Below are 26,841 nucleotides of genomic sequence, written 5' to 3'. Positions count from 1 at the left end.
AAACCGAACGAATGGCCCATCATCGCCGCGAAGCGGCTAAGGTGGGCCATTCACGCGAGAGCACGAACCAGACGACTCTTCACTCCGCCCAAGCTTTTCACTTCTACAACTGTCATCCTGAGCGAAGGCGCAGCCGCAGTCGAAGGATCTGCGGCTTCAGCCGTGCCATACCCCTCCTTTGGCAACGGGGGCTTCAGTCCCTGACTCCTACTTCGCACCCGCAGGAAGCATCGCTGACTCTCTCCCGATCGCGATCACAAAGTAATTCGCCGGCGTCGTCCCGACATTCTTCAGCCCGTGCATCACGTCCGAGGCCGCGAAGATCACACCCCCCGGTCCGACCTTCTCCATCTTTCCGTCATTCTGAAACTCCAGATCCCCTTCGCGGATAAACATGAACTCCGAGTGCCGGTGCTTATGTGGAGGATGCGGCATCTGCCCTGCCGGCAGCGTCGTCTCATGGACCTCAACCGCCTCCCCGGTCGCCAGAACCCCCTGAACCACAGACCTGCTGGCGCCGCCATTCGCGTTATGCTTCACCGGCAGCGAATCGAAGGTCCACGTCTTCGACTGCGACAGAACGTCATTCGACCGCGCCTGCGCCTCCCCATCGAGCGAAAGGCCTCCCACTGTTGCCAGAGCCGAAAGAGCAATACAAAGTTCACGACGATTGATATTATTCATGCCCGTCATCCTAACCGAAGCCCAGCCCCCTCGTGCAAGTAAGACGCTTTCTCTGGAGTCGTGTTTCACAGGACTGAACCGCACCTCAGCTGATGGGCACGTCTTCGCCACCGCTTCTGCGTTGGGAACTGCAGCCGGTGCGGCTGATTCACACGTCCGGGATCCATCACCATGAAGACCATCCGAGATGCATCCTCATCTCAGGCTTTGCAGAGATCCTGCCGCCTTATAGGCGTTGATCACGATGCCAGATGGAAAAGCTTTCGTGCTGACGAGCTCGAAGGAGCGGGGCGGGGTTCCCTCCGCAAAGAAGCGCTTCCCCGTACCCAACAGGACCGGATAGACGATCAACAGGACTTCATCCGCAAGCCCATGTTCGAGCAGCGTCGACGTCAGCGTAGAGCTACCCCAAAGGATAACATCCGGGCCGTCCTACGACTTAATGCGTCGAACGCCCTCAACGATGTCCGATCCAAGGCCCTCGAACGGGCCCCATTCAAGACTTTCAGGATGGTGGGTGACTATATATTTTGTTGCCGCATTGATGCCGTCCGCCATCGGACTGCTCGGCGCCTTTGGCCAGAAGCCCGACCAGAGATCGTAGGTGCGCCTGCCGAGCAGCAGATCGAAGCGGGCGCCATGCGCGGCGAGGATTGCATCTCTCCCAGCGGGGTTCCGATAGGGCACGGTCCAGTCGCTGTAGGGGAAATCGCCGTCATCGGCGGAGTGCTGGATCACGCCGTCCAGCGAGATGTGTTCCATGATCTTTAGCTTTCTCACTTGAGTCTCCGTATTCCGGGATACAGTCTCTATTCTGTTGGCATTGCGAGGAACTCGCGTACTTCGACCGATGCGCGGCAGGCGACGACGGCTTTGCGTCCCCACGTCACTGCCTCATCCATGTTGGCTGCATCGAGTATCCAAAACCCGCCAACGTGTTCCTTCGTCTCGAGGTATGGTCCATCGGTGATGACCACCTCTCCGCCGGGCTGCTTACGTAGTGATTTCGCGTAGCGCGCCGATTGCAGGCCGCCGGCGAAGAACCTGGCACCGGCAGCCTCCATCTCTTCGTTGAGCACATCGATATCGCGGACCATGGCTTCGCCTTCAAGGGACCCGTCGTAGTTGTCGGGGTGGTGAATAGCAACAAGATATTGCGGCATGTCTTCTCCTCAAACAGTCCTTCAGGCGAGGTCCTCTGACCGGCCTTCACTTACAACGACGAACGGCCAGACCGGAATTCGACAATCCATCGAAGATTTTAATTTTGGAATTCATGGCAGGGACTTTCAGGTCGTTCGCAAAAATGCACGTGACAGGTTTCCTCTATTCCCAGGGAAAAGATGCTCTCCCCGCCTGCCTGCAGCCATTCGAGAATCCACCATGGCTCGCATCGTCCTGCCTGCGATCATCCCCTGAATTTGGCAGCCACCCAGCTCGAGAATCGATAATGACAATCCTCTTCACGTCAGCAATCCACACCCGAGAAGAGCGTCTATCAAAATCGATACATCTTTGGCCGCGAACCTTCAATGAGGATGTCGACAATCCTGCGGGCGCTTGCCTCCCAGCCCGGCAGAGCAGTCGTGTGAAAGACACCGACAAGGGTGCGGATGAAGTCGTCCGGTTCAGTGTCTGAACGCAGATCACCATTGCGAATGGCGCGCTGGACCAAAGTAAGAAACGCACCATGGATAAGGCCGCGCGCACCTTCGATGAGACGCATGGAGCCACCGGCAACCGTCTCCATTGCAGGAATGATCAGCCGTTTGTCGGCAACGTGGTCGATGAAGAGAAGCATCCAGGCGCGCAGGGCTTCGAGCGGCGGCATTGTGGCGGCGCAGCGCTCGCTGGCTGCAGTCAGTTTTTCGACTTCGCTACGGTAGACAGCTTCTATCAGAGCGTCGCGCGTGGGAAAGTGACGATAGAGCGTGCCTGGGCCAATACCCGCCTGTCGAGCGATGTCGTCCAGCGAAGCTTCGGCTCCATGCAGCCGGAAGGCGAGCCTGGCAATCTCGAGGATGCGCTCGCGGTTGCGCTGCGCATCCGCACGGAGTTTGCGAACAGCCGGAGGTGATGAGGCCTGCTTTTTCGCCATACATAAGTTTCTCAGAAGATTCTGCAACCGGAGACAATCTCCACTTATCTTATAACCGGAGACTGCCTCCACTTTTGCGTGGACGCAAACCTCAATTCTGGCGCGGTGCTCTGGCAACCGTGCCACAAACAGCAGAAGGAAGGGTCTATGCGTATTTTTGTAACAGGAGCGACAGGGTTCATCGGGACGGAGCTGGTTAAGGAGCTCATTGAGGCTGGGCATGAGGTCCGCGGGCTGGTCCGTAGCGACGCTGGCGCGGAACAGTTGAAGGTCGCGGGCGCCGAGGTGCATCGGGGCAATCTTGAGGACCTGGAAAGCCTGCGCAGCGGAGCGAGAGGCATGGATGTCGTGGTGAATCTGGCGTTCAACCACGACTTTTCCAAGTTCGCGCAGAACGGGGAGGACGAGCGCAAGGCTATCGAGGCACTGGGTTCCGTGCTTGAACCCGGCAAGCTGCTGGTCGTAACCTCCGGGACGGGACTGACGAGCGGCGGACCGGGCCATGTGCGCACGGAGGACGATCCGCCAGTCAATTCGGCTGCGATCCCGCGAAAGCCTGAACAGGCAGCAAAGGCGGCGGCTGAGCGGGGTGTGCGTGTTGCGATTGTTCGCCTGCCGCAGGTACATGACACGCGCAAACAGGGACTTGTGGTGCTGCTGACGCAGATGGCACGCGAGAAAGGGATCTCTGCTTATGTGGGCGATGGCGCTAATCGCTGGCCCGCGGCTCCGCTGAAAGACGTAGCTCACCTGTACCGCCTCGTAGTCGAGCAGGCGGGTCCGGGCACCACGGTCTATCAGGCGGTGCAGGAACAAGGCGTTGCGCTCCGCGAGATCGCCGAGACGCTCGCCCGAGGGATGAAGGTGCCGGCGGTTTCGATCGATCCTGAAAAGGCAGACGAATACTTTGGCTGGTTTGCGCACTTCGCTGCCGTGGATATGCCGGCTTCGAGCGAGTGGACGCGCAAGGCGCTGGGATGGGAGCCGACTGGGCCGGGACTGATCGAGGACCTGACCAACATGAAGTACTTTTAGTGGAATGTCTGCTTCTTGCACCAGAGTGGTATCGAGATAAAGGGCCCTGTTCCATGGGGTCCTTTCTCGACAGCGGAGCGATATCTAGCGATGCCTATAGATCGGCGGTGACCTCCCGTCTGCAACCATTCCGCCCCTGAACAAACATGGTCCAGCTTGAGGGTTGGTGGACTCTGCGATCTTTTATCGTTCGAAGAAGTCCTCCTCATTCTCGCCACCGACAACGGCAGCAAGATCGCGCTGGATGCGCACAGGCGGTGCGGGCCGAGGCAGCAAGCTCCAAATAGGCGGGCGGCATCATACGGAGATGGCACAGGAGTCGAAAGCATCGGTCGTCGGGGCCATTGTGGCGAACTTCGCAATCATGGCGGCGAAGCTTTTCGCCGCCTTGGGCGGAAGCTCGGCCATGCTGTCAGAGGCGATCCACTCCGGTATAGATGGAGTCAATGATCTCCTCCTCCTGTTGGGGCTAAAGCGCAGCCAAAGGCCTCCCGACGAGCAGCATCCCTTTGGCTATGGAAAAGAGTTGTATTTCTGGGCGTTGCTGGTGTCGTGCTCGATTCTGGCGATCGGCGGCGGTGTAACTATCATGGAAGGCGTTCGAACCATGATGAAACCGGAGCCGGTGCGGAAGGCATCCCTGGCGTACATTGCGCTGCTATGCGGAGTACTGTTCGATGGAGGAAGCCTGATCTACAGCTGGCGACAGTTCTGTCGCCAGAACCAGGGCAAGAAGCTCTGGGAAGCGATCCGGGAGACCAAGGACCCGGGCTCGTTGATGGTGATCACGGAGGACTCAGCCGCGGTGATCGGAGAGTTCATCGCGGCAGCTGGAGTCTTTGCGAACACGCATGGAATCCTGTGGGCGGATGGGCTTGCGGCGGTATTGATTGGCTGCTTACTCGGGGTGACGGCGGTGTTCCTGATCACGCAGACGCGCTCTCTCGTGGTGGGCGAAGGCGTGGAGGACGATATCAGCAGGGCGATCCAGAACATAACAGGTGAGGTCGACGAAGTGGTGACAGTCCGCGCGGCTCACAGCATGCACTTCGGGCCTGAGACGGTGCTGGTGACCATGGATCTGGCCTTTCGGGCTGATCGGCGTGCTGGAGAACTGATGCATACCGTGGATCAGATCCAGGAGAGAATCCGCGAACAATTCCCCGCGGTGAAGTATGTGTATATCGCGCCGGAGAAGGCGACCAGGGAAGAGCTCAAACGCCCGGCGGCGTAGATGAGACGGCGCTGCTCCGGTCGAAGGGAGTTCGCGATGAGCGGCGAACAGCTTCGCCCTTGTCTAGCGGAGCATCGTCGATGATCCGCGGAGTCTATCGACGCCCCACAGAGGCGTCAATCAAAAGCCACTGAGCGGATCGCCATAGCTTGCGGCTTCGCTCAATCCTCTTCTCGCACCTGGCAGGAGCACTGGAGTATCCTGCCAGCTATCGACGACAGACAGAGCCGTTGTGATAACGTGTCCATCATTCTTGATCCCTACAGGGCCTCTTTGAGGTAATCAACCATGCCGACCCAGATCAAGCATCTCGTCGTCCTGATGTTGGAGAATCGCTCCTTCGATCACATGCTCGGCTTCATGAAGTCTCTCAACCCCTCCATCGATGGCCTCAATGGCGACGAGTGGAACTACCCCGCCCGCGAGCTCGATACCCACGTCGTCGTCACTCCCGACGCAGGTGATGTCCACGATCTCAGCCCCGATCCTCATCACGACTTTGACGACGTCACCGCCCAGATCTTCAGCAGCGGCACCACCGTCCCTGCTGACATGCGCGGCTTCGTCCGCGACTACTACACCCTCACGAAGAACCCCGTCCGCGCCGGAAACGTGATGAAGTGCTTCACCCCGAAGACACTACCCGTCCTCACCACGCTAGCCATGCAGTACGCCGTCTGCGATCGCTGGTTCTCCTCCGTCCCAGGCTCCACCATCCCGAACCGCATGTTTGTGCATGGCGCTAACTCCGTCGGCTCCGTCAATCAGGACGCAATCGACGCGCCCTTCCTGCTCCACACTATCTTCGAAAGCTTCGATCAGACCACTCCCTACGACTTCCGCATCTACTCCAGCGGAGCCTCGATCCTCATCGCCAACAAGTACCTCATACAGCACCAGGGGAAGTTCTTCCCTTACTCTCAGTTCGCCGCCGATGCCCGTAACGGCAATCTCCCCGCCTACACCTTCATCGAGCCCACCTACGACGACGACGGGCAGGGAAACTTCGCCAACAGCCAGCACCCTGATTTCCCCGTCGATCGCGGCGAGGCTCTCATCTCCGACATCTACAACGCGCTTACCAGGAGCCCCGGCTGGAAGGATACCCTCTTCCTCATCATCTACGACGAGCACGGCGGCATCTTCGACCATGTCACGCCGCCCACCGTTACGCGCCAGCCATCCTCCGCTGGCGTCCCTGATGTCACTCCCTCACTTGACCCGCCCTTCGACTTCACTCGGCTTGGCGTTCGAGTCCCGGCCGTCTTCGTCTCACCCTGCATCCCTCCCCACACCGTCCTGCATGATCGCGACTACGAGCACTCCTCCGTCGTGGCCACTGTGCGCAAGCTCTTCTGTCCCGGTAGCAAGCCGCTCACCTGGCGCGAAGCTCAGGCACCTACCTTCGACGACGTGCTCACCCTCACCGGCGACGCCATCCGCACAGATGTCGTCAAGCTCCCCAAACCTGTGGTCTCACCCCCCATCGAGATCCAGGCATCCGCCGAGCCGCGCACCGCGACCGATCTCTCCGTCCTCATGGCGAAGGTGATGCAGCACTCCATCGCAGCCGAAGGACTCAAACCTGTCGGAGATGTCAACACCCTCACCAATGCAGCCGAGGTCTCTGACTACTTACGCAGAGCGCAACAGGTCGTCCTCACAGGAGCACGCCAATGAACCTCCGACTGCGCCTCTCTTTCTTCTGTATGCTCCTCGCCTGCGCAGGCTCACTGCACGCTCAATCCAAGAGCATGTGCCGCACCTTCTTCGACTCCACCGCAAAGCTTCACACCCGCGTCGAATGCGCCGAGGCACTCTTCTCCGATCCCAGATTCCACTTCACCTTCTCCGGCCTGCCCCCCGGCAACGGCTTCGCACTCGGCGGCATGTTCGAAGACGAAGCCGACAACGTCTCGAGCACCGGCAAGCTCTCCTCCAGGCAGGTGAAGCTCTCCATCGTCGGCTCCGTCAATCAGAGCTGGGTAGCCTCCGGAGTCTTCGACTTCACACCACCCCTCTACACCCCCGACCACAACAAAGCGGGCGATGTCTGTCAGCGCCTTGGGGTCTTCTGCACAAAGACCCAGTTCTCACTGCATGCACAGGGAGTCCACCGCAGCCTGCAGACGATCTCGTTCTACGGTCTCGGCGCTCGCTCGCCCGCCATCAAGCACACCTTCCACCAGAACGATACCTTTGGAGGTCTCACCGGCAACCTCCCGCTTACCGACCATCTGGCTGTCGCTGGCGGTGTCGAATTTCTACAGCCTGATCTCCCGCCAACGACTGACCCGCTCTCTGTCAGCAACAACTTCAACAACATCACGGCGCCTGGATTGCAATCACAGCCCCTCTTCACCCATACAAACATCGCGCTCGCCACCACCGCCAGTGCTCTCTCCAACCCCGCGACAAACGACGATCCGCTCAACCATACCGGCCCGCTGATGAAGCGCAACCTCCGCTTCGGCTTCGACAATCGGGCGTCCTATCACTGGTATCACGGGATCAACGACGCGCCCAGTTCCTTCCAGCGCTTCCTCTTCACCGGAGATGAGTCTATCTCCTTCGGCTCGAATGTTCGCCGCTACGTGACTGTCTCCGACATCGGTTCCGGGCTCGGCTCGCGCATCTTCTACTTCATTCTCAAAAACGCCTGCGGGAACGGTAACCAGAAGCTCACTGCCCCTGGCGACTACGTGATCAAGGTCACGCAGCAGTGCAACTACGGCAGGCTCGACTTTCGCTCTAATCTCGCCGTCTCCAATACCGGCACCGGCTCCGTCGTCCCGTTCTATCTGCAGCCCACCGTCGGAGGTTCCGACATCAACTCGCAGATAAGCCTCCGCGGTTTCCCTAACTACCGCTTCCGTGACCGCAACGCCGTCTCCGTTCAGGCTGAGTACTCCGTCCCCATCGTCGATCCTATCGGCCTGATTCTCTTCTACGATGCAGGCCGCGTCGGCTCCGCGTTATCCGATCTCACCTTCGCTAATCTCCGCCAGGACGCCGGACTCGGCGCTACCTTCAGACTCCAGGGAAATGTCGTCGCTCAAACCTATATCGCCTGGGGGGCCGGACATGGGCCTCTCCTGAACTACAACTTCAGCAAGTTGTTTTGATCACCGCTCCGGAGCCGACGCTAGCTGAAGTTCTCTCCAGAGGTGATATCCGGCGCCGCCTCCACAGCATTCCGGAAAGCGTGTTCCTCCTGGAATAGCAACGCTCACACCATCCTTTGTCACCCCGTCTACACTATAAGTGGCGCCAAACTCGCCCGGGACACCCAAGGAACACCGAGCCATGCAGCAGCCTCTCCCCACCGAGGTCCCCACTCTCACCGGTCCCACCTTCTATATCACCGGGCGCCAGCCGCTCCGCCCGGGAGCCATCCTGCTGGCAATCGTTGTCGCCGTCGCTGCGCTCTCCTCAGTCCTCTACGCTCTGGGTCACACCGGGCACGCACATCTCACCTCCGACAACTCCCGCGCTGGCCGTTCCGCAAGCGTCACGCCAGGAGCCACCCCGCCTCCCGACAAGGACGACGACCCCAACCAGATCGATACCATCGTCCTGGGTGATCCCGCCGACGCTCCCGTGCCCGCCCGCCGCGGGGGAGATCACGTCAGCCCCGTTCACCCCTTCGTCATCGTTCACCTGCCCCGCTTCGGAGACCAGGTGGGCCTCATCCCCGACACCCCCGCCGGCCGCCTCCTCTACGGCTGGCTCGCCGCCTTCAACCAGGCAAGCTACCCCGCGCTTGCCAACGCCCTGCCCAATGTCGCGCCCGGCCCGGCGGCTGAAGCGCAGATCGAGCTCCGGCAGCAGACCGGCGGCTTCAACCTGCTCTCTGCCAAAGAAGTCCAGCCCGGCGTCCTCGTCTTCCGGCTCCGCGACCAGACCCCCTCGGCGACCGAGGTCTTGGGAACCCTCCAGGTCCTTCCGAACTCCAACCCCGCCGCCATCGCGAGCTTCAGCCTTCGAGCCGTTCCCTCACCCATAAGAAACGCCGCCCCGGCAGGCGCGCCCACACTCCCGGCAGCTCCTCCGCGATAGCTCGGGAATCCCTCACAACCAGCGGCCACACCTCACTGGCCGCGAGCGCACCAACGTCACTGTGTCGATTGAATCCATCGATAGAGTGCGCCGAGGTGAGCTGAAGCCCTGTCACTGCTGATCGCAGGAGCAACAACCGGCCACGACTCATATCAGCGCTCAGTCGTCCCAGCAAGCTTTGCCCTTTAGCTGCCGAGCTTCGCCCATCCGCACACCTCCGTCACGCTACAATTCTCCCGACCCGTCTGCACAATCTTTTTCATACTCGAATCACTTCGGAGCGCCAACCAATGCGTCGGCACACACATCTTTGCGGAGCCCTCTTCGTCGCCCTGCTCACACTATCCTTCACGCATCCCCTCGCACATGCGAAAGAGAACCCGACGCCTCTCATCCTCTCCGTCCAGAACCCTCCCGTGCCCTTCATCGGCTCCGACGGAAACACCCACCTCGTCTATGAGCTGTGGATGCTGAACTTCTCGAGCGGCGATATCGCTGTGAAGAGTGTCGAGATTCTGGGTGACGGCAAAGTCATTACTACCCTCGACTCCGCGGCCATCGCCACACGCCTTCAACCCGCCGGACTCCGCACCTCGACTGGTTCCCTCAGCAAAAGCACGCAGGCGCTCCTCTTCATCGACGTAACCCTGCCCGGCGGAGCAGCCGTTCCTCATCAGCTATCTCACCGGGTCACCACCTTCATTGCCGCGGCGCCTCCCGCCTTCCAAAACCTCATCGAAACCGGCGGGGACACCACGCCCCACCAGCGCGCCATCGCCGCCATCCATCCACCGCTCGCGGGCAACAACTACATCTCCGCCGACTCCTGTTGCGACTCTGTCCGTCACATGCGCGCTGCCATCGGCGTCAACGACCACGTATGGCTCGCGCAGCGCTACGCCGTCGACTGGGAACAGCTGGACTCCCAGAACCGCATCTACTCCGGCCCGCGCGAAAAGCTGGAGAGCTACACCATCTTCGGCAAACCCGTCCTTGCTGTGGCCGACGGCACGGTCGTCTCCACCATCGATGGTCTCCCCGAACAGACCCCGGGCAAATATCCGCAGGGCATCTCGCTCGATGAGGCGGACGGCAACTCCGTCATCCTCCGTCTCGACGATCCCGCGCTCGGCGGTCACACCTTCGCTCTCTACGCCCATATGCAAACCGGCAGCGTCCGGGTTCACGTCGGCGACAAGGTTCACATCGGCCAGGTCCTCGGCCTCGTCGGCGACACCGGCAACTCGATCGTGCCTCACCTTCACTTCCAGGTCATGGCCGAGCCCTCGTCCCTCTCTGCAAACGGCCTTCCCTACGCCATCGACTCCTTCCAGATCACCGCAGCCGTCCCTGACACTGCGGCCTTCGACAAGGCCGAAACCGATGGCAGCCCGATCGCCAACCGCGCAATACACCCCCTTCGTCACGTCGAGAACGCCCTCCCCCTCGATCAGCTCATCATCTCGTTTCCCGCTTTGCCCTCCGAAAGAATGAAATAGCTATTACCCCGCTGGCACCAGCCGGCAACGCAGCTCCATGTCGTTCGAGCTCGTCTGCAGGAACGCACATCGCTTAGCAAGGTCCATATCAGAGGAGCGTCGCAGCGGGACACACTCCTCTCTTGCTGTCGCTGGGCGCACCTCTTAGAGCGCAGAAGCCGAAACTACCGGACCATAAGGCTATTGCCCTATTGCAGAGTCAAAAGCCGCGCATATCTTACGGAGGTAGAACATTCCCGATAAAAGCGGCTAATTAAAAGGATGCGACCTATGAAGAGACTCGCGCTGTTCCTCGCAATCAGTGTTGTTTCTGTTTCGGCACAAACCGCCACCCGCGGTGGGCAGTCCGCATCTTCTACCCCGCCCTCCCCGGTCGTCCTCGTGGGGGGACACGGCTTTCCGGGACGCGCGCGTGGGCCCGAAGGTCCCAGCCCGGTAACCAACCTGCTGAAGCTCCTCTTCGAGAATGTCAACTCCACCGAAGCCATGGCGGACATGCGGAAGATCTGGGAAAACGACCGCTGGTTCGACTTTCAGCATTTCCAGGTGACCGCAAAAAATGTAGCGGAGATCATGCGGGAGGCCGGACTCGACGACGTCCAGATCGGCTACGCACACGCCGACGGAGTAACCCAGTCTGGCTTCTGGACGGAGCCCATGGCATGGGACGCCCATGTCGGCACCCTTGAGATCGTCTCTCCCAACGTCCCCGAAGACATGCGCGTCGTCGCAGACTATCAGCGAGTTCCTGCTTCCCTCTGCATGTGGAGCGGTCCCACTCCTCGCGGCGGAGTCGAGACCGAGATCGTGCTGCCTCCCAAAGACATGCGCAACGCAGACCTCAAAGGCAAGCTCGTACTCGGCGGCCACATGTCCAAGACAGCACTTGCTAAAGCCGGCGCGCTCGGTATGCTTCACGAGAGCGCGACCAATCCGGCACTGTTGGATGAGCGGGACTGGGTCAACTCTTTCGGCGACAACGGTTGGAGTTTCACCAAGGGCAGCACGCCACTCGTATGTTTCTCCATCACCCCGCGCTCGCAGCAGTACCTCCACCAACTGCTGGAGCACGGCCCGGTCAAGGTTCGGGCTAACGTGGATACCCGTTACTACGACGGTCAGTATCCCTACGTCAGCGGAGCGATCCTCGGCACCGACGGTCCTGGAGCTGAGGAGGTCTTCTCGCTCGGCCATCTCTTCGAAGAGGGCGCCAGCGACAACGCCACCGGAGTCGCCTCCATCATCGAAGCCACCGCCACGCTGAACCGCCTCATCAAGGAAGGCAAGCTGCCCAGGCCCAAGCGGACCATTCGCATCCTTGGCATGGGAGAGCGTTACGGCACGCTCGCTTATCTCTATGCCCACCAGGACCGGGTAAAGAAAACCATCGCGGGCATGTGCATCGATTCACCCGCCGGATTCCAGAACCTCGCGGGAACGGAGTTCAACTGGGTCCTCAATCCGCAGTCGGCCACCTCGTTTGTCGATGCCTTCACCGTGCGTCTTGCCTCGGAGTACTTCCCCATGGTCGACCGTCCCTTCCACTGGAGCGAGTACAACAGCGGAACGGACAATGACCTCGGAGATCCGATGATCAACATCCCCACCGTGGCTCCGCGCGGCGGGCACGGCATCCAGGCTCACCACACCAGCTTCGATACCCCCTCCCAGGTCGATCCCAACTCCCTGCGCGACCTCAGCGTCATGAACGCCGCCTACGCGTACTTCCTCGCCTCAGCAGGTCCCGACCAGATGCACTGGATGGCCCAGTTGGCATTGTCGCGCGGTTACGACCAGATCAATGCGGCAGCGGAGAACAGCCTCGACCAGATCGCCGCCGCGAAGGACGCCGACACCCTTGGCCGTCTGCTCTATTGGGAGACCGCTCGCGTCGATTACAACCTCATGCGCGAAACCAAGGCAGTGAAGCAGGCAGCCGATCTTCCCGAGGGACTGGCCGGTCTACAGTCCTTCGCCGGCACGCAGAAGACGCGGATCGAAGACGCCGTGCAGCAGCGCGCCGCCGAACTTCACCTCGGGACCATTCAGCCGTCCGTCCCCCCGGTGAATCCCCAAGCTGAAAAGATCATCGTTCGCCGCAAAAAAATGGGCACCATCACGATGGAGGACATCCCTCCCAGTGAGCGAGAGGGCTACCCCGTCAGCGCCTTCTGGGGGCCGACTACCTCGGCGCTTTACTGGTGCGACGGAAAACGCAACCTCGCCGAAGTCATCAAAATGGCGGAACTGGAATTGGGCCAGTCGAACTTTGACTGGGTGGGTTACTTCAAGTTCCTCCAGAAACACGGTTACGTAGACTTCGTGCAGGGCTAAACTCGCGGCATCGCATAGAAACGCGCTACTCGTCATTTCATTCGTGATGACGGTAGCGCGTTTTAGAAGACGAGTGCAGCATCAGCGGGCAAACAGGTATATGGTAAGCAGCAGTTCCTAATAACAAGTTTGACAATTCTTGTTGTCCCCTTTTCCGCGGTTTGAACTCAGATTCGCAATCCGGCCACGCAGCAAACTTAATGCGGAGGTATCCGTATGACTGGATCTTCTGAGCTTCGGATGAGGAGAGTGCCGCTGAACCACGGCGGTGGCGAGATGCCTGCACTCGGCTTCGGCACATTGATTCCTGACCCGGCTGTAACGATAGCCGCGACCAGGGACGCTCTGGAAGCCGGATTTCGTCACTTCGATTGTGCTGAGCGATACCGGAACGAGCGCGAGGTAGGTGAGGCGTTGCAGGCGGGGCTTGCAGCGGGGGGAATCGCCCGCGAAGATATCTTCATCACCACAAAGTTGTGGAACTCCAATCATCGGCCGGAGCGCGTCGCCCCGGCATTCGAGGCGAGTCGCGAGAGACTCAGACTCGACTTTCTCGACCTCTACCTGATCCACACTCCCTTTGCATTTCAACCAGGGGACGAGCAGGACCCGCGCGACCAAAACGGCGAAATCCTCTACGATGATGGCGTGACTTTGCTCGATACCTGGAGAGCAATGGAGAGTCTTGTAGAGCACGGCAGATGCCGGGCCATCGGACTGTCTGACATTACCCTGGACAAGCTGTTGCCACTCTACGAGTCGGCTACGATCAAGCCCGCTGTGGTTCAGGTCGAATCACATCCCTATCTTCCGGAGACGGAGCTTCTGCAATTCTGCAAGGAGAAGTCCATCGTCCTTTTGGCCTTTGCTCCCCTGGGCCACGGAGCCAGACCAGGCCCCCTTGAAGATCCCGTCATCATCGCAATCGCCGCACGACTTGGAAAGTCACCGGCGCAGGTCCTGCTGGCCTGGGCGGTGCAGCGAGGCACTGCCCTGCTTACCACTCCCAGAACTGCAGCTCGCGCGAAAGAGAACTTCGACATCTCTCCCCTTCCAGAAGATGCATTAGATGAAATCAATCGTATTCAGACCAGACAGAGGCTCAACCAGGTCGTGCAAACCGGCATACCCGGCTTTATCCCGCGAGGTAGTTCAACATGAAAGCCGAACACTCCCCAGAGCAGTCGATCCAGGACGACCAGATCCGTGAGGCGCTGAATTCGCACTGGCGCGCGTCTGCAGCCGGCGATGCAGACGCGGAGCATCATATCTACGATGACGATGCCATCTGCGACTATCCCCAGTCAGGGGAGCGAATCCTCGGGCGAAACAATCTGCAGGCTCTGCGAAGTCATCATCCCGGCAAGCCATCCGGCTTCAACGTCAAGCGAATCCTCGGGCAAGGCGATCTCTGGATCACGGAATACACGATCACCTACCAGGGACGACCGGCATACACCGTGAGCATCATGGAGTTCCGCAACGGCAAGGTCGTGCACGAAACACAGTACTTCGCCGATCCCTTCGAGGCCCCGGCCTGGCGGAGTCAATGGGTTCAGCAAATCCCCTGAACGAGAAGCATGGCGGTCAGTCCGACAGACCGGCGAAAGCAGAAGATTTGCTGATGCGCTCCGTCGATCAAAGTGACACGCCATCTGCTACCATCCCTGCCATGAACAAACTTGCCCCCTTCCTCTGGTTCAACGACAACGCTGAAGAAGCCGCCAAGTTTTACCTGAGCGTCTTCCCGCATGCACGCAAGCTCGATGAGCTGCGCTCCAAAGGCGTCGGCCCTTGGCCCGCCGGCAAGATCGCCACCATCACCATCGAGCTTGAGGGCCAGGAGATGGTCTTCCTCAACGGCGGTCCCGCCCAGCAGCTCAATCCAGCCATCTCCTTCTTCGTCCGCTGCGACGGCCAGCAGGAGATCGATCGCTACTGGGACAAACTAATGGACGGCGGCGGCAAGCCCATGGCCTGCGGCTGGCTCACCGACCGCTTCGGCCTCTGCTGGCAGATCGTGCCCCGCAACATCGGCGAGCTGATCAGCCATCCCAAAGCCATGGAAGCCATGATGGGCATGATCAAGCTGGACCTGACTGCACTGGAAGCCGCGGCACGCGAGAATTAAGAGCTTCTCCCAATCTGCGTGTCGAATCCTTGCTGCTGTGAACAGGTGCTGGGCTGCGAGTTCTACTTCTCAGCACCCATCAATTCTTGGGGCAGCAATTCGGACGCTCCTGACATACCGGAGCATTGCACTGCCAGGTAGAACTCCCCCAGAGCCCAGTGCCCTGCGTTAGATTTTCTATCGATACGCCGATCCTCGCGAGTTCGTTCTCCGCGTCAGGACAGTCACCCCACCAGTACCCACCGTATGTGAGCCAATAGGTCGCATCTCCAGCGAATCCATTCCCTGTCCACAGCACATTGGATCCGCACGTGCAGTTATAAAACGGACCGAAGCTGCTATACTCCGGACTCCAGTGCAGCGGGAAAAGAACTCTGAAGACCTCAATCTCATAACGATTCGCAGCAGCCGTGATCGCGGGACTGTCATCAGCAGGCCAGTTCAGGGTTCCATCGATAATGAGAGCATTCGCCTGTTTCAGCTTGCCCCAGTCAGACAGCAGCGCCTGCACAACCAGACCGTTCACGCTAAGCAGCTTGTTGAACTGTGTACTCAGTGCACCGTAGAGCTGCGTATAGGCAGCGTTGACACTCTGAACGCCTCCTCCCCAGCCGTTCTGAATGACCCCTGAGATGGCATCGATGATCGTAAAGATCGCACCTGCGTCAGGGATAGCGCTCAGGCCATCGATAATGCTCTCGATCACTCCCAAAACATTGAAGGAGCATTGGTCGCCATCCTCAACGGAAACCATATTGCCGACGTATCCGATCTTAAGGTCGTCCGCCAGGATCGAGGAATTGATAAACGTATTGGTATTCGTATAGTTGAGCCGCACATTGGTCGCTGCGTTCAACTCGCTCAATATCTGTGTCTTCACAGAGGCATCGGGCACAGCCGTAGCTTGCACAACCTCGTACACCCTATCCAGATCGATGTCGAGATCGAGGTAAGCTTGCCGCAAATCCATGTTCAGAACGCCCTGGTTCTTCAGCGCCCGCTCAAAATCCCCATACGAACTGTTCCCGGTGTAGTCAGGAAACGGTGTCTTCACCGTGCTCATGAGCAGTGTGAGTAGCGGATTGCTCTGATCCCGCACTGCAGGTTCCGTCGGCGCTTCGCCAGCGGTGGAGTCCTCAAAGGTAATGGGCGGTATGCTCGCATGAGCCTCGGGAGGCGCCATCGTTGTCGGTTGGCTACCCAGAAAAACCTGAAGCTGACCCTCCAGCGACCAGTGCCCGAAATGGCTTGAGGCTATCTTCTTCGCCTCCTCCTTATTCGGCAGGCGGCGAAGCTCGGGCCAGCATACATCTGTATCTCTAATTTGTTCGCTCCACTCGGAAAGCAGCGGAAGGCTGGCCCAGAATTCACGTCCCAATGGAAGAAGCCGGCTGCGAAGCTCGGTGCACCGGATGTCGAATGACGGGCAGAGTACCCATGCGTCCGTCTGAATAGAGGCTCCGCAGTGAAGCTGCACTCCGGCTTCCACCTGGCCCTTCGCCGTTATGGACTGTCCGACCTCGATCCTCTCCTGCGCACGGACGCGCCCGGACGAGGTGAGGCTCTCCCCTACTCGAATGGCTCGAGCGGATACATCACTTCCCGCTGTGAGAGATTTCCCCACACGGATCTCTTGCACCGCTTGAAGCGACTGCCCAACCGTGAGCTTACCTGTTACGTAGAGATGCAGCTCGGAGATCACTCCGCCGCTCACAGTCAGGTCACCCCGGACGACAAGCCGCGAGCATGTCAAATTGCCCTTGATCTCCAGGGAAGAATCGATCTCTGTGTTTTGCGAGAAGACAACACTGTGCGCGTAAGTTTGGTCTGGCACATGAACCTCAAATTTGAGAGATGGGGCCCATGAAACTGATGTCGGATTGCACAGCAAGTAAGCCATGCGCGGCTGTCGCTGTCAAATCTCTTGGGGAAACTTCACCCGCGCGGCAAAACTCTCATGCTGCAACGCTGTCCTGCTTTTCACAGAATGGCTCTCTTTTCCCGGTTGTGGTCCTGTTTCGGAAGGCAGGTTGTCTTTACGGTAGCAGCGGTACTGCGGAACCCGGATCCCTGTCTTCGGACAAACGCAGTCTATGCGGCTGCAAATTCCACATGCTTCTTTGCAGGATGCCACGAGGTCACCAGCGCGAACGCCAGCAGCAGCTCAGCGATATCTCCTCCGTAGTACATCAGCTCCGCACCTCGTTGCACTTCAGACAAAGGCGCAGCAGCGGAGACGTGCCAGCCCGCATACAGTAGTTGAGACAGCACGGAATGAATCACAACCGCGACTCCCAACACCATCAGCCGCATCGGAACCGTCGGTCTGTGCGGAGCAGGATCGGGCCCGGCAATCACCCACGTATAGAGACATCCCGCCGCGACGAAATGAAAGTGGATCAGGTAATCCAGCGATGGGTTCATCATCATCGCCCTGTACAGCGGAGAGAAATCCAGCAGCGCCATACCGCCCAGATCCAGGGCGAGAGCGACCAGTGGATTAGCCATCCAATGCATAGCCCTGCTTCGCAGGATGCCTGTTACACGCCGGCCCCACCGCGAGGGCAGGGTTCGCAACAACAGCGTCACAGGCGCGGCCATCACCAGCCCAATCGGAGCAAACATCCCGATCAGCAGATGCTGAAGCATGTGCTTGCGAAAATCTCCCGGCGCAAACGGCAACGCCCCGGGAGACAGTCCCCAGATCAGCAGCACGCAACCGCTCAGGAACAGCCCGGTACGTACCCGGCTCCACTTGCACGGACGCCGCCGCTGCGCCACGGCAAGCAGAACGTATCCTGTCGCCGCAATGCAAACAAGAACCATCGGTAAAAGCATCGACGGAGCATCCCCATGTCCTTTCATGTGAACCTCTCCGTCCTACGCCCCGGCTCCCACTCGCACCGAGGAGCCTCTGCGTGCCATCGACCACCCGGCAACGATAAAGATCACGCCGGAAGCAAGAAAGCTTACGTCGTAAACCATCTGGTGCGGACCGTAATGAACGTGATGAATACCGAATATCTGGTGATCGATCAGGCCCTCGACCAAATTGAACCATCCCCATCCACACAGAATCCACGACCACAGAACCCCGGATCGCCACACCTCGCCTCGGGCGTGGGTCACGCGGGAGTAAAGAATACCCAGCCCGAGCAGCACGCTGAGCCATGTAACCGTATGGAAGATGCCATCTCCAAGCGTGTTCATGCGCAGCCCCGGCACAGTATCGACGGAATAGATATTGCTGAACATGTGGTGCCACTGAAAGACCTGGTGCAGAAAGATGCCATCAAAAAAACCTCCCAGGCCTATACCCAGGATCACTCCAGGCAGTGTGAGAGGCACTACCGGATATCTCGCTGTTGCACTCGTTGCATCGAGCGGCATCATCACCTCCACCAACCAGATCGAGCGGTTGGCAGGTTCTCAACAGTTTTGCGAGCAGCCACAGTGGGCAATGTCTGCATAGATGCCAGGACGAACGCCTGTGTTTCAAAACGAACGTCGGTGGTTTTTGGATTGGCAGCCGAATCTGATCCCCCACTGGAAGGCACCGAGTGCCCCATCTTCGGTTCGGCTTCGGTTCGGCTTCATCGAGCCTAAGGTGGGTAACATTGGCCGGAGGCCGGTGCCTCCTTCATGGCGCCGGGTGCCCAGTCATCGCGCAGCTTGTTCGCGACACAACCGCATATTCGCACAACCTGCGAACCGTTCCACATAAGGTACGGCTTAAACCCGCCAGCCTCCAATTTTCAGGAGTGTCATCCTGAGCGAAGCGCGGACGTAATCAAAGAATCTGCGGTTCGAACACTCCCGGTCTCACCCCAGACCTCTGTCAAGTCCTGAATCGCACTAACTCCAACCGCTCCACTAGATCCCGTCGCCGACCAATACCGCCTCATTCAGTAAACTTGAAGTAGATAGATCGCGCAGCAGCCTGAAAAAGCACGCGCAACTCAACAAGCTATTTGTTTCGAATACTTTGCACCAAAACAACACGCAATATGGGACTTTTAGCCCGACACCGAACGGAGGTCCGGACCTAAGTTGCATCTTGCCAAGACTTTGCACAAAATCGGTACCGGGGGTGGGGGCCCCCAATTAAGCGTCTATGCTCATCGACTCACACGCACATCTCGACTTCTACACGACGCACCCGACCGACCGCGAGGAGGTCCTCCGCCGCGCCTGGGACGCTGGTGTAAAGACTATCCTCGCCATCGGCATCGGCGAGAACCCCTCCCAGATGCACCTCGCGCTCGACCTTGCCACCAGCGTCACCGGCGACCACCAGCCGCAGATCTTCGCCAGTGCCGGAGTCCACCCCGAGCAGGCCCACAACGCCACCCCCGAGGCCTTGGCCGAGCTCACTCGCCTCGCCGCCCACCCCCGCTGCATCGCCATCGGCGAGATCGGCCTCGACTACTACCACCTCGAGAACCCCGACATCCCCGTCCAGCAGCAGGCCTTCATCGCCCAGATGAAGGTCGCCGCCGGCCTCCGCAAGCCCATCATCATCCACTGCCGAACCTCCGAGCTCGCCACCCCCAAAGCGAAAGAGAGATACGGCCCCGCCGACGCCGCCGCCGACACCTACAACCTCATCGACGAGCACTTCCGGCCCTCCGGCCTGCCTGGAATCATGCACTGCTTCTCCGGTTCAGTCGATGACGCCCGGCGCGCGCTCGATCTCGGCTTCTATCTCTCCTTCGCCGGGAACCTGACCTATCCGAAGGCTCAGGGCATCCGTGACGCCGCCGCCTTCGCGCCCGCCGATCGCATCCTGGTCGAAACCGACGCTCCGTTCCTCGCCCCCATCCCTCTGCGAGGCCAGCGTAATGAACCCGCCTTCGTCGCTCACACCGCGGCAGCCCTGGCCGAGCTGCGCGGCATCTCACCGGAAGGACTGGCGGACCTCACAACGGAAAACTTCCACCACCTCTTCCCTTCGACTCGCCAACCCGGTCGGGCCTGACATAATAGAACCCGAACAATCAGAGAAGGAAAAGCACATGGCATCCGATAACAGCTTCGACGTAGTCAGCAAAGTAGAGATTCAAGAGGTCAAAAACGCAATCGATCAGGCCTCCAAAGAGGTCGGCGCACGCTTCGACCTGAAGGACTCCAAATCGAAGATCGAACTTGAAGGCACCGACGTCATCCAGCTCGCCTCGCAGGACGAGTACAAGCTTGAGGCCGTCAAGGAGATCCTCTCCCAGAAGCTGGTCAAGCGCGGAATCTCCCTCAAGAACCTCGAATACGAGAAGATTGAGCCCGCTTCAAACTCCTCCGTCCGCCAGAAGATCAAGCTCAAGCAGGGCATCGCCTCCGAGAACGCAAAGAAGATCGTCGCCACCGTCAAGGACTCCAAGCTGAAAGCGCAGGCGAGCATCCAGGGCGACACCGTCCGCGTCGTCTCCAAGGATCGCGACATCCTTCAGCAGATCATGGGCAAGCTGCGCGCCGGTGACTACGGCGTCGATCTTCAGTTCACCAACTTCAGGAGCAACTAGAACGCCGGACTGCTCTTTGATAGTTCGCGCCTACGACGAAGCGTCAGGAACGCCAGTCGCTGTCGACGGTCAGTACTCTGACCAAACGTCAGGCATGTACCAAACGTCAGGCATGGATCAAGCGTCAGGCATGCCGCTCGCTGTTCCGACAGACTGCACCTCTCACGAAGTGTCATCCTGAGCGAAGCGACCGCAGGGAGCGGAGTCGAAGGATCTGCGGTCTTCTACAGAACTCCGGACCTAATAACACGGATACCCTCTCACATCGGCTCGAAAATCTTCCGTGCGATTTTCGAGCCGCCGCAACCGTTCCATAAACATCCTGTTACTCTGATTCCAGAGTGAGTACTCTCTCCATCGCGACCGCTGCCGAGGTCTTCGATCTTCTCCGCGAAGATCTGGCCGCCATCGAGCAGGAGTTCTCCCGGCAGTCTGCCTCGAACGTCGGCGTCATCACCGACATCGCGCAGTACCTCATCTCTGGCGGCGGCAAGCGCATTCGCCCCCTGCTTCTGCTCCTCGCCGCCAAGGCACTCGGCTCCACCGGCCACAGCCGCATTCGCCTCGGAGCCGTCGTCGAGATGCTGCACACCGCAACGCTCGTCCACGATGACATCATCGACGAAGCTGATACGCGCCGCGGACGCCCATCCTCGAACACGACCTGGGGAAACTCCAAGTGCGTGCTCGCCGGGGACTGGCTCTACATGCAGGCCTTCTCCTCTGCCCTGGATGAGCGCAACTTTCACGTTCTCGACCTCCTGATCTCGCTCACTCAGCAGATGGTCGAAGGCGAACTGCTCCAGATCGAAAAGCTCGGCCACCTCATCAACGAGGAAGAATACTTCGACCTGATCTACCGCAAGACTGCCTGCCTCTTCAAGGTCTCCATGCAGCTGGGCGCGGCCATCACGCCGCACAGCTTCGGAGACCCCAACGTCATCGAAGCGCAGCTGGGCGAATACGGTCGCAATCTCGGCCTTGCCTTCCAGATTGTGGATGATGTTCTCGACCTCACCGCCGCGGAAGAGGTTCTGGGCAAGCCGGTCGCAAGCGACCTGCGCGAGGGCAAAGCCACTCTGGCCGTAATCCACGCTCTTGAGCGCGGCACCGGAGCCGACCGCGAAGCGATCCGCACCGTTCTGGCAGACCGCGATTTCGCTCACGTCTCGCACATCCAGATCCTCGAAATCCTTCGCCGCCACGGCTCGATCGAGTACGCGATGGATACAGCCTGCGCCTACGCCGAAGCCGCGCGCCAATCCGTCGTTGACCTGCCTCCGTCCGACGCCAAGCGTGCCCTGCTCTGGGTTCCGGGCTTCGTCACCAGCCGCGACCGCTAGCTCCCCGCAGTACAATGGAGCGCATGATGCGCCGGTCTCTCACGACCGCTCTTTTTCTTGCGACTTCAACGATCCTCCCTGCTCAGAACAGCGCATCTCCTCCTTCCACCCTTCAGACGACGACGCGACTGGTGATCGTTCCGACGCTGGTCCAGACACCGTCGAAAGAAACCGTCTACTCTCTGCATGCCGAAGACTTCCTGCTCACCGATAAAGGCGTCCCGCAGAAGGTTCATGTCGACGACGAAGCGCACCAGCCGCTCTCCCTCGTCATCCTTATGCAGACCGGCGGCGCGGCCATTCAGGAGTTCGCAAAGTACAGCAACCTCGAGACCATGCTGGCAGCGATGCTGGGTAACGCTCCCAATCAGGTGTCCATCGTCAACTTCGACAGCAAACCTGAAGCCGCCTCTCCATTCACCTCCGATATCGCGCAGTGGACCGACGCCATCAACCATCCCGATCCCGGCGACGACGGAGCCGCGATCATGGACAGTCTGAAATACGCTATGAACCTGCTGGCGAAACAACCTGCTGCCAATCGCCGCGCAATCCTGCTGATCTCTCAGCCGACGGACTCCGGAAGCAAGACCACGGCGAAGGAGATCCTGCAGATCTCAGGCGAGACCAATACCGCGATTTACACGCTCACCTTCTCGCCACAGCTGACGGAGATAAAAAAATCCTTGAGAGAAGGCGGCCAGGGTCATCCACCACTTACGGTTGGAAAAGAAAGCTATGTAACCTACTTCGAACTTACCCCGGCGCTGAAGATGATCCTTGGCGCAATGCAGAAGAACGCAGCCGCCGAGGTGGCGTCGCTGTCTGGAGGCGAAGCCGCACCGTTCAACAATCAGCACCAGCTAGACGATGGACTGGCGACGATCAGCAATCATCTGCGCAACCGCTACACGCTCAGCTTTACGCCAACCTCGCTCGACCCGGGCCTTCACCCGCTCCAGGTTCGACTGCCGAACTATCCAGAGTTGGTTGTCTCAGCCAGAACCAGCTACTGGCTCGGCGAACGCCAGGACAGTTCTTCAAAACAGTAAGATCTATTCTTCGTCCAGATCTTCGTCTGAGACTTCGTCATCGCTCTGGATCTCGAGATCCTGGGCCTTCATTTTGCCGCCGCCCTGCGACATAAGAACCTGAATTCTTCCTTCTGCTGCCTCGAGCTCCTGTTTGCAGCTCTCCGACAACTTCATCCCCTCTTCGAAGAGACGAACCGACTCTTCGAGCGGCAGATCTCCCTGCTCCAGGCGTTCTACCACGGCTTCCAGATCGGTTAGCTTACGTTCAAAGTCTGCCATCTAGACCCCCACGCCTTCCGTCAGCCCGAGCACCTGAGCGGCAGCGATGTACTTGTCTTTGCCAAATGGCGCACTGACCTGCACGCCCTGCACCATGGGCCTGGCTTCGGTCAGCATCTCCTGAGCAATTCTCACTCCCTCGGCTCGGGCGGCATCAGGGGAACCGACCTGCGCGGCCATTCTGGCCAGAATCTCGTCTGGAATTGCCACACGGAGATCGTTCTTCATGATCTCCGCATTTCTCAGGCTGGTCAGCGGCCATATCCCGGCAATGACCGGAATACGAAATCCCTCGATGCGACGCAAGAAGTCTTCCAGCAGGCGCAGATCGAATACCGGTTGCGTGATCGCGAACTCTGCACCAGCCTCAACCTTATAGGCGAACCGGCGAATCTCCTGTTCGATGTCAGGAACTCCTGGATTGGCGGCGACGGAGATGGTAAAGCCTGTCGATTCGCCGATGGAGTTCTTGCCGATGTCCAGCCCGCAGTTGAGATTGCGAACGATATTGACGAGCCCGATCGCATCGACATCGAAGACGGCTGTGGCATCGGGATAATTGCCCAGCTTGGGTGGATCGCCGGTCAGGCAAAGAATGTTTTTAAGCCCAATCGAGGAAGCTCCCAAAAGGTCGCTCTGAATGCTGAGCACGTTGCGGTCACGGCAGGTGTAGTGCAGGATGGTCTCGATGCCGACCTGCTGCTGGATTTGAACACAGAGGCTCTGCGCGCTCATCCGCGCGCTGGCGCGGGGCGAGTCGGGTACGTTGATGGCATCGACGCCGAGTTTGTGCAACTGAGCGGCTCCGTTGATCTCCCGAGAGCAGTCGATTCCCTTTGGAGGAACGATCTCCACCATCGAGATGAACTCGCCGGAGGCGATCATGGAGCCGATCTTGGAGCGCTGTGCCAGAGGCGGCGGCGAGACCTTCGTCGCTGCCTCACTCTCTATGCCTCTTTCCATCACCTGGACGCCGGTCTCCATTGCGTCGAGCGCGCGCAGAGCGCTTCGCATGGCTCGCGTGTAGCTTGGGGTCGTTCCGCAGCAGCCACCCACCAGCGACGCCCCGGCCTTCACGAGCTTCCGCGTGAAGCTGGCCATATACTCCGGCGAGGTGAGGTAGATCGTTCGTCCCTCAACGGCGCGGGGTATGCCGGCGTTCGGCATGGCGGCCAGAGGAAGGTCTGTCAGGGGACGCATGCGTTCGATCACACTGAGCACCGTCGCCGGACCAGCGCTACAGTTGCAGCCGATCGCATCGGCACCGGTCGCGGTCAGCCGTCGCGCTGCGGTTTCGGCAGAGGCGCCATCAAGGCAATTTCCCTCTTCATCCACGGTGACCATGACGATAACGGGAATCCCGGGAGCGATGGCGCGAGCGGCAGCAACGGCCTGCTCGGCTTCGGTGAGTGAGGTCATGGTCTCGATGGAGAGAAGGTCGACTCCAACTCCAGGACCACCCTCAATCAACGCCGTAATCTGCTCTGCAAAGGCCTCCCGCGCCTCATCGAGGCCAACCTTGCCCAGCGGCTCGAGCCTGATGCCGAGCGGACCGATTGCACCGGCGACGAAGGCCTGGGTAGCTTGCTTGTCCCGGATCTGGTTGACGGCCTCGCGCGCCAATCGAACTCCCGCGAGATTAATCTCCCGAACCTTGTCACGCAGTCCAAAGTGCTCCAACCGGAAGGCGTTGGCGCCAAAGGTGTTCGTCTCGATGACTTCGGCGCCCGCCTGCAGGTATTCGACATGGACCTCGCGGACCAGCTCTGGCTGCGAGAGGTTCAGCTCGTCGTAGGACTTATTGATGAACACGCCCCGCGCGTAGAGCATGGTCCCCATGGCTCCGTCGCAGAGCACAGGCGTATCTCCAAACAGTCGTTCTACTGCATCCGAGCCGCGGCTTGCGCCCGTCTTCTTATCACTCATTCCTGTCACCGGCCTATTCTATCTATCTTAAGCCACCACACGAGAGCTCACCAAATCCTGACTCCAAGCGCCTGAGAGCTTCGCTTTGTTATACTTTGCCGTAGAGTCGTGGCCGCCAAACCACGCTTGTAGCGCAGTTCGGAGTCAGTCACCGTTGAAGAATAGAAGTCCCCTTTCCCACTCGTTCTGCGCGCAGTTGTTCTGCGGCCTCGTGATCGCCATCGTTACCCTCGGCCTATCCTCATGTGGGGTGCGGTATTACAAGTTTCCGCAATATACATTTGCCAACCGCCCGGTTCCACCCAGCAAGCTGAGCACGCGCGTGCTGGTCAGCATCACGGTCAATGGAACCCAGGGCGCTTTACAGATGATCGATGCCCAGCGGGATATCCGTAACAGCATCTTCAATGCGAACTCGACCTTCCCAATCTCGGGGTATGCCTCCGGCTATCCGAATATGATCTTCAACTTCCCGGAGCAGGTTCTGGGGTATGTGTACTCCAACTCCGATGGAAGCCTCACGAAGGTCGATTATGGGACAGAGGCTGTCGCAGGTTCCGGCGGCACACTTCCTACGAAGGCCGACTCCATCGCCGTTCCGGTGAACTTCAAGCATGTCTACGCTGCGGTGTCCACGCTGGGTGTTTTGACGGTGATAGACAACACAAACGGCCAGACCTACTACCTGAACCTGCCCAACGTGTATCGCGTCGCAGTCAACCAAGGCGATTCGGTCGTGCTGGCCATGGTCCGGAACTCCAATACGCTTTACCGGCTGTTGCGGTTGAATCAAAATCAGGGGGCGGTTCCAGGCGCAACCGATTGCCAGCCCTTCAACGTTCCCGTATGGTGCGTTGTTCCTGTACCGGATAACCCGAGCAGTCCGAGCCTCGATCGGCCGGTGGGAGCATACTTCTCCCTGGATGGGTCGACTGCGTATGTCGTGAACTGCGGACCGGAGTGCGGCGGCGGTACCGCAAGCATCACGAGGATGCCGCAGGATCCGCTGCGAGTCGACAACTATCCTACCTCGGCAACTTACACTTCCCCTGTCACAGGAAGCACACCCGTGCCCGGAGGCGCGACCGCAGTCCTTGCCGATGGCACTACCCTTTACATCTCCGGGCAACAACTCCAGCCGGATGGTTTATTCGCAGGCTTCCTGTCGACCATGGATCTGGGCACAAATACGATAACGGGACAATATTCCATCTCCGACGGCTATCACACGAAGATGTTGTTTGGAGACGACAATACGCTTTGGATTGGATCGCAGGGCTGTGCCACAGGAGAACGTGCGAAGCTGCAGCAGAACTACAACTGCCTGACGCGTTATGACATCGGTGCGAAGAGCACGAAGGTTGTGCCGGACGTCAATCCCGCCGATCCTAACTCCAGCGTTCCCTACCCGAACGCAAATGAGAACAAGTTCTACTATGGCGACCTGACAGGTCTCTGCTGGGTGCAGGGCAAGAACAAGATGTACACAGCGTACGGCGGGCAGGTACATGCCTTCAACACCGCCGACGGTTCTGAGATCAACAACTCCCAGTTCACGATTCAAGGCACGGCACTGGATGTTGCGTTTATGGACGCTGCAACCAACTCCGCCAACTAAAAAGCAGCAGCATATTCAGGCTATAAAAGTGTGGGAGATCGTATTCGGTCT

26 protein-coding genes are annotated in these 26,841 nt (G+C 59.3%); 16 read left to right on the top strand and 10 right to left on the bottom strand.

Features of this window, described 5'->3' with window-relative positions:
* Window positions 1–204 (top strand): hypothetical protein (locus JAO29_RS15350; RefSeq protein WP_334269117.1); only part of this gene is annotated, 204 nt, incomplete at its 5' end.
* A gap of 3 nt (window positions 205–207) precedes the next feature.
* Here the strand turns inward: JAO29_RS15350 and JAO29_RS15345 are convergent.
* The 5 genes from JAO29_RS15345 to JAO29_RS15330 form a co-directional block, all read right to left on the bottom strand.
* A complete protein-coding gene (locus JAO29_RS15345) occupies window positions 208–684 on the bottom strand; it encodes a cupin domain-containing protein (RefSeq protein ID WP_334269116.1) in 477 nt (158 codons plus the stop codon).
* A 195-nt stretch (window positions 685–879) separates the two neighbouring features.
* Window positions 880–1,101 carry a dihydrofolate reductase family protein gene (locus JAO29_RS23560; RefSeq protein WP_442886406.1) on the bottom strand — a complete coding sequence of 74 codons (222 nt, stop codon included), beginning with the start codon at window positions 1,099–1,101 and terminating at the stop codon, window positions 880–882.
* A 15-nt stretch (window positions 1,102–1,116) separates the two neighbouring features.
* Window positions 1,117–1,464 (bottom strand): dihydrofolate reductase family protein, encoded by a 348-nt coding sequence (locus JAO29_RS15340; RefSeq protein ID WP_334269115.1) that lies wholly within the window; start codon window positions 1,462–1,464, stop codon window positions 1,117–1,119.
* A gap of 29 nt (window positions 1,465–1,493) precedes the next feature.
* Window positions 1,494–1,847, bottom strand: coding sequence for a YciI family protein (locus JAO29_RS15335; protein ID WP_334269114.1), 354 nt, complete (start codon window positions 1,845–1,847; stop codon window positions 1,494–1,496).
* Between the two features lie 335 nt (window positions 1,848–2,182).
* The gene (locus JAO29_RS15330) at window positions 2,183–2,782 is read right to left on the bottom strand and encodes a TetR/AcrR family transcriptional regulator (protein WP_334269113.1); all 600 of its coding nucleotides are present in this window, start codon (window positions 2,780–2,782) and stop codon (window positions 2,183–2,185) included.
* 147 nt (window positions 2,783–2,929) lie between these two features.
* Here JAO29_RS15330 and JAO29_RS15325 point away from each other — a divergent pair, with 147 nt between their 5' ends.
* The 10 genes from JAO29_RS15325 (at window position 2,930) to JAO29_RS15280 (ending at window position 15,074) form a co-directional block, all read left to right on the top strand.
* Complete coding sequence (locus JAO29_RS15325; RefSeq protein WP_334269112.1) at window positions 2,930–3,817, top strand: SDR family oxidoreductase; 888 nt, start codon at window positions 2,930–2,932, stop codon at window positions 3,815–3,817.
* A gap of 307 nt (window positions 3,818–4,124) precedes the next feature.
* Window positions 4,125–5,051 (top strand): cation diffusion facilitator family transporter, encoded by a 927-nt coding sequence (locus tag JAO29_RS15320; protein WP_334269111.1) that lies wholly within the window; start codon window positions 4,125–4,127, stop codon window positions 5,049–5,051.
* A 288-nt stretch (window positions 5,052–5,339) separates the two neighbouring features.
* Entirely contained in the window at window positions 5,340–6,731 is a 1,392-nt protein-coding gene (locus JAO29_RS15315) for an alkaline phosphatase family protein (protein ID WP_334269110.1), read from the top strand.
* Window positions 6,728–8,176 carry a hypothetical protein gene (locus JAO29_RS15310; RefSeq protein ID WP_334269109.1) on the top strand — a complete coding sequence of 483 codons (1,449 nt, stop codon included), beginning with the start codon at window positions 6,728–6,730 and terminating at the stop codon, window positions 8,174–8,176. The genes JAO29_RS15315 and JAO29_RS15310 overlap by 4 nt, the downstream gene beginning before the upstream one ends.
* Window positions 8,177–8,357: 181 nt before the next feature.
* A complete protein-coding gene (locus JAO29_RS15305) occupies window positions 8,358–9,110 on the top strand; it encodes a hypothetical protein (RefSeq protein WP_334269108.1) in 753 nt (250 codons plus the stop codon).
* A 290-nt stretch (window positions 9,111–9,400) separates the two neighbouring features.
* On the top strand, window positions 9,401–10,609 hold the full coding sequence (locus tag JAO29_RS15300) for a M23 family metallopeptidase (RefSeq protein ID WP_334269107.1): 1,209 nt from the start codon (window positions 9,401–9,403) through the stop codon (window positions 10,607–10,609).
* 270 nt (window positions 10,610–10,879) lie between these two features.
* Window positions 10,880–12,943 (top strand): M28 family peptidase, encoded by a 2,064-nt coding sequence (locus tag JAO29_RS15295; RefSeq protein WP_334269106.1) that lies wholly within the window; start codon window positions 10,880–10,882, stop codon window positions 12,941–12,943.
* Between the two features lie 216 nt (window positions 12,944–13,159).
* Window positions 13,160–14,104 (top strand): aldo/keto reductase, encoded by a 945-nt coding sequence (locus JAO29_RS15290; RefSeq protein WP_334269105.1) that lies wholly within the window; start codon window positions 13,160–13,162, stop codon window positions 14,102–14,104.
* Window positions 14,101–14,514: a nuclear transport factor 2 family protein gene (locus JAO29_RS15285; RefSeq protein ID WP_334269104.1), complete on the top strand. Its 414-nt coding sequence runs from the start codon at window positions 14,101–14,103 to the stop codon at window positions 14,512–14,514. The genes JAO29_RS15290 and JAO29_RS15285 overlap by 4 nt, the downstream gene beginning before the upstream one ends.
* The gene (locus JAO29_RS15280; protein ID WP_334269103.1) at window positions 14,493–15,074 is read left to right on the top strand and encodes a VOC family protein; all 582 of its coding nucleotides are present in this window, start codon (window positions 14,493–14,495) and stop codon (window positions 15,072–15,074) included. The genes JAO29_RS15285 and JAO29_RS15280 overlap by 22 nt, the downstream gene beginning before the upstream one ends.
* 79 nt (window positions 15,075–15,153) lie before the next feature.
* Here the strand turns inward: JAO29_RS15280 and JAO29_RS15275 are convergent, their stop codons facing one another.
* From JAO29_RS15275 to JAO29_RS15265, 3 genes are all read right to left on the bottom strand, one after another.
* On the bottom strand, window positions 15,154–16,908 hold the full coding sequence (locus JAO29_RS15275) for a hypothetical protein (protein ID WP_334269102.1): 1,755 nt from the start codon (window positions 16,906–16,908) through the stop codon (window positions 15,154–15,156).
* Window positions 16,909–17,165: 257 nt separating this feature from the next.
* Window positions 17,166–17,939, bottom strand: a complete 774-nt coding sequence (locus tag JAO29_RS15270; RefSeq protein ID WP_334269101.1) for a cytochrome c oxidase assembly protein — start codon at window positions 17,937–17,939, stop codon at window positions 17,166–17,168.
* A 15-nt stretch (window positions 17,940–17,954) separates the two neighbouring features.
* Window positions 17,955–18,467, bottom strand: a complete 513-nt coding sequence (locus tag JAO29_RS15265) for a DUF2243 domain-containing protein (protein ID WP_334269100.1) — start codon at window positions 18,465–18,467, stop codon at window positions 17,955–17,957.
* 721 nt (window positions 18,468–19,188) lie between these two features.
* Between JAO29_RS15265 and JAO29_RS15260 the strand changes: the two genes are divergently transcribed.
* The 4 genes from JAO29_RS15260 (at window position 19,189) to JAO29_RS15245 (ending at window position 22,985) form a co-directional block, all read left to right on the top strand.
* Window positions 19,189–20,052 (top strand): TatD family hydrolase, encoded by an 864-nt coding sequence (locus JAO29_RS15260; RefSeq protein ID WP_334269099.1) that lies wholly within the window; start codon window positions 19,189–19,191, stop codon window positions 20,050–20,052.
* Between the two features lie 37 nt (window positions 20,053–20,089).
* Complete coding sequence (locus JAO29_RS15255) at window positions 20,090–20,590, top strand: YajQ family cyclic di-GMP-binding protein (protein WP_334269098.1); 501 nt, start codon at window positions 20,090–20,092, stop codon at window positions 20,588–20,590.
* Window positions 20,591–20,931: 341 nt separating this feature from the next.
* Complete coding sequence (locus JAO29_RS15250) at window positions 20,932–21,933, top strand: polyprenyl synthetase family protein (protein WP_334269097.1); 1,002 nt, start codon at window positions 20,932–20,934, stop codon at window positions 21,931–21,933.
* A gap of 23 nt (window positions 21,934–21,956) precedes the next feature.
* Window positions 21,957–22,985 carry a VWA domain-containing protein gene (locus tag JAO29_RS15245; RefSeq protein ID WP_334269096.1) on the top strand — a complete coding sequence of 343 codons (1,029 nt, stop codon included), beginning with the start codon at window positions 21,957–21,959 and terminating at the stop codon, window positions 22,983–22,985.
* A 3-nt stretch (window positions 22,986–22,988) separates the two neighbouring features.
* Here JAO29_RS15245 and xseB read toward each other — a convergent pair whose 3' ends face one another.
* Window positions 22,989–23,246, bottom strand: a complete 258-nt coding sequence (gene xseB / locus JAO29_RS15240; protein ID WP_334269095.1) for an exodeoxyribonuclease VII small subunit — start codon at window positions 23,244–23,246, stop codon at window positions 22,989–22,991.
* Window positions 23,247–25,172, bottom strand: coding sequence for a bifunctional homocysteine S-methyltransferase/methylenetetrahydrofolate reductase (locus tag JAO29_RS15235; protein WP_334269094.1), 1,926 nt, complete (start codon window positions 25,170–25,172; stop codon window positions 23,247–23,249).
* A 154-nt stretch (window positions 25,173–25,326) separates the two neighbouring features.
* Between JAO29_RS15235 and JAO29_RS15230 the strand changes: the two genes are divergently transcribed.
* On the top strand, window positions 25,327–26,790 hold the full coding sequence (locus JAO29_RS15230; protein WP_334269093.1) for a hypothetical protein: 1,464 nt from the start codon (window positions 25,327–25,329) through the stop codon (window positions 26,788–26,790).
* The last annotated feature ends 51 nt before the right edge of the window (window positions 26,791–26,841 follow it).

Origin of the sequence: Edaphobacter sp. HDX4 (assembly GCF_036877565.1) — a bacterium.
In the GTDB taxonomy this organism is placed as follows: domain Bacteria; phylum Acidobacteriota; class Terriglobia; order Terriglobales; family Acidobacteriaceae; genus Edaphobacter.
This window is presented reverse-complemented; position numbering and strand designations above follow the sequence as displayed.